Annotated in this window: 7 protein-coding genes; 6 read left to right on the top strand and 1 reads right to left on the bottom strand. The window is 42.0% G+C overall.

What is annotated here, in order from left to right:
- Positions 1–42: 42 nt before the first annotated feature.
- From B3473_RS06530 to B3473_RS06555, 6 genes are all read left to right on the top strand, one after another.
- Complete coding sequence (locus B3473_RS06530) at positions 43–1,755, top strand: hypothetical protein (RefSeq protein ID WP_293677998.1); 1,713 nt, start codon at positions 43–45, stop codon at positions 1,753–1,755.
- 274 nt (positions 1,756–2,029) lie between these two features.
- Positions 2,030–2,173, top strand: coding sequence for a hypothetical protein (locus B3473_RS06535; RefSeq protein ID WP_235281065.1), 144 nt, complete (start codon positions 2,030–2,032; stop codon positions 2,171–2,173).
- A 656-nt stretch (positions 2,174–2,829) separates the two neighbouring features.
- Positions 2,830–3,432 carry a nitroreductase family protein gene (locus B3473_RS06540; RefSeq protein WP_168260892.1) on the top strand — a complete coding sequence of 201 codons (603 nt, stop codon included), beginning with the start codon at positions 2,830–2,832 and terminating at the stop codon, positions 3,430–3,432.
- 90 nt (positions 3,433–3,522) lie between these two features.
- Entirely contained in the window at positions 3,523–4,929 is a 1,407-nt protein-coding gene (gene pepV / locus B3473_RS06545; protein ID WP_154455054.1) for a dipeptidase PepV, read from the top strand.
- Positions 4,930–4,989: 60 nt separating this feature from the next.
- Positions 4,990–5,574, top strand: coding sequence for a uracil-DNA glycosylase family protein (locus B3473_RS06550; RefSeq protein WP_154455055.1), 585 nt, complete (start codon positions 4,990–4,992; stop codon positions 5,572–5,574).
- Between the two features lie 118 nt (positions 5,575–5,692).
- The gene (locus B3473_RS06555) at positions 5,693–6,151 is read left to right on the top strand and encodes a zinc ribbon domain-containing protein (protein WP_293678002.1); all 459 of its coding nucleotides are present in this window, start codon (positions 5,693–5,695) and stop codon (positions 6,149–6,151) included.
- Between the two features lie 43 nt (positions 6,152–6,194).
- Here the strand turns inward: B3473_RS06555 and mnmE are convergent, their stop codons facing one another.
- Positions 6,195–7,568 (bottom strand): tRNA uridine-5-carboxymethylaminomethyl(34) synthesis GTPase MnmE, encoded by a 1,374-nt coding sequence (gene mnmE, locus B3473_RS06560; RefSeq protein WP_154455056.1) that lies wholly within the window; start codon positions 7,566–7,568, stop codon positions 6,195–6,197.
- Positions 7,569–7,681: the final 113 nt, after the last annotated feature.

The raw sequence follows: 7,681 nt of genomic DNA on the forward strand, positions 1-7,681 counted from the left end.
AACTATTCTAACATGGATAAGGATTTTTTTAAGGAGATGATCATGTTTCAGAATGTAAGAGAGAGGCTTTCTCGTTTCCGAGAAAAAGAGGTTTGGCTATCCGGCCTTATCACCGTGGTAGCCGCCTTTGTATTGATTCTTCCTCAAGTATTAACAAAAGGAGTCATTGCTGGCAGTGATTTTCTTTTTCATTACAACCGTTTTTACGAAACGGCCATGCAGATAAAGACGGGCAATTTCAGCTACTTTATTTCGCTATTTGGCTTTTACAGTTCGGGCCGCATTGTTAACGCCTTATATGGTCCGTATTTTGCCTATTTTCAAGGGCTTTTAGTGCTCATCAGCCGAAATTGGTACACGTATCAGCTGGTGTCACGCTTTCTCATGGGCATTATCGCTGGCTTTTCCATGAATGCTCTTACCAAGCGAGCAGGCGTTAAGCCTAAGATTTCCCTAGCCATAGCGGTCTTTTACATGACTACGTTTTCCATTCAGTACTGGACTTTCCGTCAAGGATTTTCAAGCTGGGGAGCAGCCGTCATGCCTTGGTGCTTGATTCCTGCCATTGATTTTATTCAAACGAAGAAAATTGCGCCTGTTCGTTTAGCAGTGGCGGTGTCTGTTATGGTGCAGATTCATATGCTGAGTGCTTTCTTGCTCATTTTGGCCTACCTGCCTTTTTACCTCTATGGTTTTGTCAAATCCACGGACAAGAAAAACATCTTGTGGAATGGCATCAAGGCTGTCGCCCTAGCCCTTGTTTTAACGGCAAATGTTTGGGTGGTGCTGGCAAATGTCGGACGTGCCAACAATCTGGTTGAGCCTTTTATCAATTCAAAACTGTATATCATGACGGTCAATCAGCGTAGCATTCAGTGGTTGATAACACCGATTCCTTTGCTGCTCATGGTCTTGTACCAGCTCTATTTCACTTTCAAACATTGGCGTCATTTTGATACGCTCTTGCGTTTGGTGGTAGGGTCATTTTTCCTATTTTTGGTGCTATCCAGCAGCATTTTCCCTTGGTATTCCATCAACAAATTGAACCTATCCTTGGTCAACCTCATTCAATTTCCTTTCCGCTTTTTCATTCCAGCAACGGTACTCTTGTTATTAGCGGTGGCTTTAATTCTTGAGAGGTATTTTGATGTCAAGTGGTCACGCTGGGTAACGATTGGCTTATTGCTGGTTAATGTGGTTAGTTTTGCTCAAATTATGCATTTGCAGCAGGAAAAAATCACTGAATATTACACAGCCAAACACCCTATTAAAAACAAAAAACACACCTTTGTTCTTGGCAACACCAAAGCTGTCCAAGCAAGCTTTTACAGTTCTAATTTGAATGATTTGCTGGACTTGATTGCCAAATCAACACCAGACTACTTGCCATCTAAAAAGTCAAATACCGACAACAAGTATGTTTTGTATGAGAAATTTGTCCTCAAACATACGGACGATTTCAAAAAATCACAAGACGGCAGCACCTTGATAGTGACTTGGAATGCGGACAACGACGGCACGGTTAGTTTACCAGTTGCCAAGTATCAAGATACGCAGCTTGTTTTAAACGGCAAGAAATTAACGTCTAAGGACTACCTTTTGTCTGGTATTGGAACACCGACAGTTACCCAACGAATTGGTAAAAACACGTTAGAAGTCACTTACCAAGTTGGGACATGGTTCTATGCGCTTATCATTATCAATCTACTAACTTGGGTCGCAGTCTTGTTTGTGCCGATGGTTAGACGGTCTTAGAGATGGTGGAAAAATTATTTTCTACTATCTAGCGATTTTCCTACGATTTATGATAGTTTTGCATCTCAGAGCTTTTCTGCTTGTTTTTGTAGTAATTGCAATTAGTATCTCTCTGGGATGCTTTTTGTATATCTAAGCGACTAACTGTTTTTCAGAATACTCTGTAGTTTTTAATAATCATTCTAAAGAATTGTAATAAGATAAACGGATGTCACCTTAGCTTAGAAAATGGTATAACAGTAGGATATGAAATAGGAGTTAGGAGAGAAAAAGGATGACTGAGGAATTTGATTACGTTGCTTTTGCGAAAGAGTTTGAAGCTGCTAATGGACGACCACCATCAGCTAAAGAACTAGACGATGCAAAGTGGTCTCATTATGGGGTTAAATGGGGAACACCAGAAAGAAGTACAGGCTAGACTAGAAAGCTTAAAACCTAGCTCTGGGGAGCGTTTAATCGATCTTTTTGGCTATTTGATAAAAGGTGTTGGCTTTTTATCACGAGGCTTTCTGAGAGCCTTAGTTCTTTTGGTACAAACACCAGTTTATTTAGTATCGTTTGTATTCAACTACATAAGATCTGCCATAGCGGTTATGATTATGTTTTTTGTAACTAAAGTGGCAATGTTTTTTGGTAGTTAACGTTTTCATGGAGCATCTTAATATTTCAAATTTATCTCAAGCTTCAGGTTTACTCGGATTCTTTGGAAAACTTGTAATGATCTACAATTTGCAGCCCAACTTCTGGGCATATCCAGCCGTTGACATTATAGTAATACAGGTTGCTATCATCTTTTTTTGCTTTAGTCATGACATTCTCAAAAATAGATGAAAGACGCTAAATAGTTTTTAAGAACCTTTCGAGGTTCTTTTATTTTTGATTGGAAAGGAGTTGTATGAAAGATATTCTTTCAGAATTGACCAAAAGTTTGGAGATTACCCTGTTTTATTGACTGTTATTCTTTAAGATTATTTTTCTAGTTGTTGTTTTTTGATTTTGGCAAAATAATTTTGTTTAATTGTTAACAAAATGCTAAAATAAAGAGGCATAGAATATCTTAGGAGGGCGAAGCTTATGAAATTCCTAGAATTAAACAAAAAGCGTCACGCAGTCAAACATTTCAATGACAAACTAGTGGATTACAAAGATTTACGCACAGCCATTGAAATCGCCACCTTATCGCCAAGTGCGAATAACCTGCAACCTTGGAAATTTGTGGTTGTCAAGGACAAAAAGGCAGAACTCGCTCAAAGCATGCCTGGACCAAACCGAAAACAAGTGGAAGAAGCACAATATGTGGTTGCCTTGTTTACGGATACTGATTTGGTGCAACGTTCGCGTAAAATTGCACGTATCGGGGTCAAATCATTAAGCAATGACCAATTGAGCTACTACATGGAAACCTTGCCAGCACGATTTGCAGCTTTTGATGACCAACACAAAGGAGAATATCTGGCTCTTAATGCTGGTATCGTGGCGATGAATTTTGTATTGGCTTTAACAGACCAAGGTTTGGCTTCCAATATGATTTTAGGATTTGATAAATCAGTAACCAACGATATTCTAAACATCGACCACCGTTTCCAACCTGAATTGTTGATTACGGTTGGTTACAGCGACGAAACATTAGAACCAAGTTATCGTTTGCCTGTGGATGACCTCATTGAACGCCGATGAGTCGTCTGATTATGTGAAACAAGCGTGTGATATGATACGTCAATAGCTCTCAAACGGAGGCAAAATCATATCTTAGAAGGAGTTTGAAAAATGACAGTAGATTTTAGAGCAGAGGTGGACAAGCGCAAAGACGCCATGATGGATGACTTATTTGCCTTGTTGCGCATCAATTCAGAACGTGATGATAGCCAAGCAGATAGCAAACACCCATTTGGACCTGGACCTGTGAAAGCTTTGGAGCATTTCTTGGCAATGGCAGAGCGCGATGGTTACAAGATACGTAATATTGATAACTACGCAGGGGATTTTGAATTTGGTGAAGGTGACGAAGTCCTTGGTATCTTTGCTCACTTAGACGTTGTGCCTGCAGGTAGTGGCTGGGATACTGACCCTTACGAACCTGTTATCAAGGATGGTCGTTTGTATGCGCGTGGGTCATCTGATGACAAAGGCCCAACTATGGCTTGTTATTATGCCCTAAAAATCATCAAAGAACTTGGCTTGCCAGTTTCTAAAAAAGTACGCTTTATCGTCGGTACAGATGAAGAATCAGGCTGGGGCGACATGGATTATTACTTTGCCCACAATGGCTTGAAAGACCCTGACTTTGGCTTCTCACCTGATGCAGAATTCCCAATTATTAATGGGGAAAAGGGAAATATCACAGAGTACTTGCATTTTGCTGGTGAAAACGATGGTGCTTTCCAACTGCTTAGCTTTAAAGCAGGGCTTCGTGACAATATGGTACCAGAATCTGCCACTGCAACCTTCACTGCTAACAGCAGCCTAGCAGACCTTCAAGACAAATTGGCAGCCTTTACAAGCGCTGAAGGTTTAACCGCAGAATTAACACAAGACGGTGATGTTTACCGCGTGACCCTTATCGGAAAATCAGCTCACGGTTCAACACCAGAAGCAGGTATCAACGGGGCAACCTACTTGGCAACTTTCTTGAACCAATTTGACTTTGCTGGAGCAGCTAAAGCTTACTTGAATGTCACTGCCAATGTCTTACACCGTGATTTTGCTGGTAAAAAACTGGGTGTGGCTTATACAGACGCTAAAATGGGTGCCCTTAGCATGAACGCTGGTGTCTTTACCTTTGACCGTCATTCAGATGACAACACAATCACGCTTAACTTCCGTTACCCACAAGGTACGACACCACAAGCTATCAAAGAACAATTGGAAACTTTGGAAGGTGTAACATGCGTGACTCTTTCAGACCACGAACACACCCCACACTACGTGCCAGCTGATGACCCATTGGTCGCAACGCTTCTTTCTGTTTACGAAAAACAAACAGGCCTTAAAGGTTACGAACAAGTTATCGGTGGTGGAACATTCGGACGTCTTCTTGAACGTGGTGTTGCCTTTGGCGCTATGTTCCCAGGTTATGTGAATACCATGCACCAAGCCAATGAATTTGCGGACGTCGAAGACCTTTACCGTGCAGCTGCTATTTACGCAGAAGCTATTTACGAATTAATCAAATAATAAACAGTAAGGGAGAGAACTCTGAAAAGAATATCTCTTCTTTGTTTTGAGGAGCATGTGATGGATACCATTGACCAATTAGTAGCAGATATTATGGCAGATGAGCAAAATATCGCCTACACCAAAAAAGGCATCAAGCCCTTATTTACCGTACCAAGCACTGCACGCATCAATATTGTCGGACAGGCACCAGGTATTCGTGCCCAAGAGTCAGGCTTGTATTGGAATGACCCGAGTGGGGACAATTTGCGCAAGTGGCTTGGGGTTGACCGAGAGATGTTTTACCATTCAGGGCTTTTTGCGGTGGTTCCGATGGATTATTATTTTCCTGGTACGGGGAAATCAAGGGACTTGCCGCCTCGCAAGGGCTTTGCCCAAAAATGGCACGAGCGAACCCTCGCTCTAGCACCGCAGATTGAATTGCACATTTTGGTGGGGTCTTACGCTCAGCGCTATTATTTGCACCAAAAATCGTCTGCCAGATTGACTGAAACGGTCAAACATTACAAAGATTATTTGCCGACCTTTTTTCCGTTGGTGCATCCATCGCCTCGCAATAACATTTGGCAAGCTAAAAATCCTTGGTTTGCGGAATATGTGATTCCAGATTTGCAAGCGCGTGTCAAGGAAATTCTCTCGAAATAAGGCAAAAACTCGCTGTTCGGGCGAGTTTTTTAGTGCAAGAAAAGCAACAGACGATTGTTTGAAAACGCAAACAAGTCCATGCTATAATGAAGGTGTTCCAAAGAGGGAGGGAGAAAAGATGGAAACAAAGGATATCTTAAAAGCAATTCGCACGAAACACCATCTCACGCAGGATGATATGGCTGATAAGTTGTTTGTTACCCGCCAAGCTGTTTCACGTTGGGAAAATGGGGATTCAACCCCAAATATCGAAACCCTGAAACAGATTTCCATTACTTTTGACGTGTCAATCAATACATTGCTAGGAAGTCCAAGAAAGCTTATTTGCCAGTGTTGTGGCATGCCGCTGGATGAGGACGATATGATTAGTAGAGAAGTGGATAAGCATTTCAACGAGGACTATTGCAAATGGTGTTACACGGATGGGCAGTTTGTTTATCAAACGATGGATGATTTGCTTGATTTCTTGGTCGCTCATATGTCAAATGACACCTACACCCCTGAGCAGACCAGAGCTTATTTTTCTGAGCAATTGCTAACATTGAAGCACTGGAAATTAAAAAAGCCGCTACTGTAGTAGCAGCACTTGGCAAGAAATCTGAAAAGTGATTTTTTGCTTTTTATTTTCCAAGACAGAATTGGCTAAAGAGTTTGGTGATTAACTCATCTGGGGCAGCATCTCCAGTGATTTCACCGAGAATTTCCCAGCAACGTGTCAAATCAACTTGCAGCAAATCAACAGGCATTCCTAGATCAAGCCCTTCATTGACCGCTTGCAAACTTTGCACCGCCTTTTCAATCAATGAAATGTGGCGAGCATTTGACAAGTAGGTTGCATCTTTTTCAACCAAACCAGCGTTATCGAAGAAGAGTTGGTTGATGCGGTCTTCGATAAGGTCGATATTTTGGTTGGTGAGAACGGAGATGCGAATAACATCCTCAGGCAATTGGTCAGCCTCGATTTGTTCAGGCAGGTCTGTTTTATTGAGCAAAATGATGCGGTTGCTATTTTTGCTAAGTTCTAGCAGAGCGCGGTCTTGATCGGTCAAAGGTTCAGAACTGTTGAGGACAAGCAGAACCAAGTCAGCTTCCTCAAGGGCCTTTTTAGAGCGTTCAACACCAATTTTTTCCACGACATCATCCGTTTCGCGAATACCAGCAGTATCTACCAATTTCAGCGGAACACCCTTGATATTCACGTATTCTTCAATCACATCACGCGTGGTTCCTTCGATATCCGTGACAATGGCCTTATCTTCACGCAAGAGATTGTTCAGCAGGCTTGATTTTCCAACATTTGGACGACCAATAATCGCTGTTGACAAGCCTTCACGCAAGATTTTCCCACGGCGAGCGGTGCGCAATAAATTTTCCAAAAGTGCTTGGAATTCTTGCGTTTTTTCACGAATCAAAGCGGTGGTCATTTCTTCTACATCGTCGTATTCTGGGTAATCAATATTGACCTCGACTTGAGCCAGTGTGTTGAGGATTTCTTGGCGCGTGTCGTTGATGAGTTGTGACAAAGAGCCATCTAGCTGCTTGACGGCAATATTCATGGCTTTGTCGGTCTTAGCACGGATAATATCCATCACGGCTTCGGCTTGGGTCAAATCCACACGACCATTCAAAAAGGCGCGCTTGGTAAATTCCCCAGGCTCTGCTAAGCGAGCTCCTTGACGCAAAACCAATTGCAAAATTTCATTGGTCACCGCAACCCCGCCGTGTGTGTTGATTTCAATCACATCTTCGCAAGTAAAGGTTTTAGGCGCCAGCATGACAGACACCATGACTTCATCAAGAACTTCATCCTTATCAGGGTCGACAATGTGACCGTAGTTAATGGTGTGCGTAGCCACTTGGTTTAGGTCTTTCCCACGGTATATTTTTTGCGCAATCGCTAGCGCATCTGTTCCAGAAATTCTGACAATCCCAATGGCCCCTTCACCAAGAGGAGTTGAGATAGCAGCAATTGTATCAAATTCATTAGTAATCATACTGCTATTGTAACGTAAAAACAGCATTCTAGCAATCAGAAAGGGCTCTCTTACAAAAACTCCCCTAACTGATAAATACACACAATACAAACGCCCAAAATCATGGTATAATA

It is taken from the genome of Streptococcus sp. UBA632 (genome assembly GCF_002300045.1).
GTDB lineage: Bacteria > Bacillota > Bacilli > Lactobacillales > Streptococcaceae > Streptococcus > Streptococcus alactolyticus.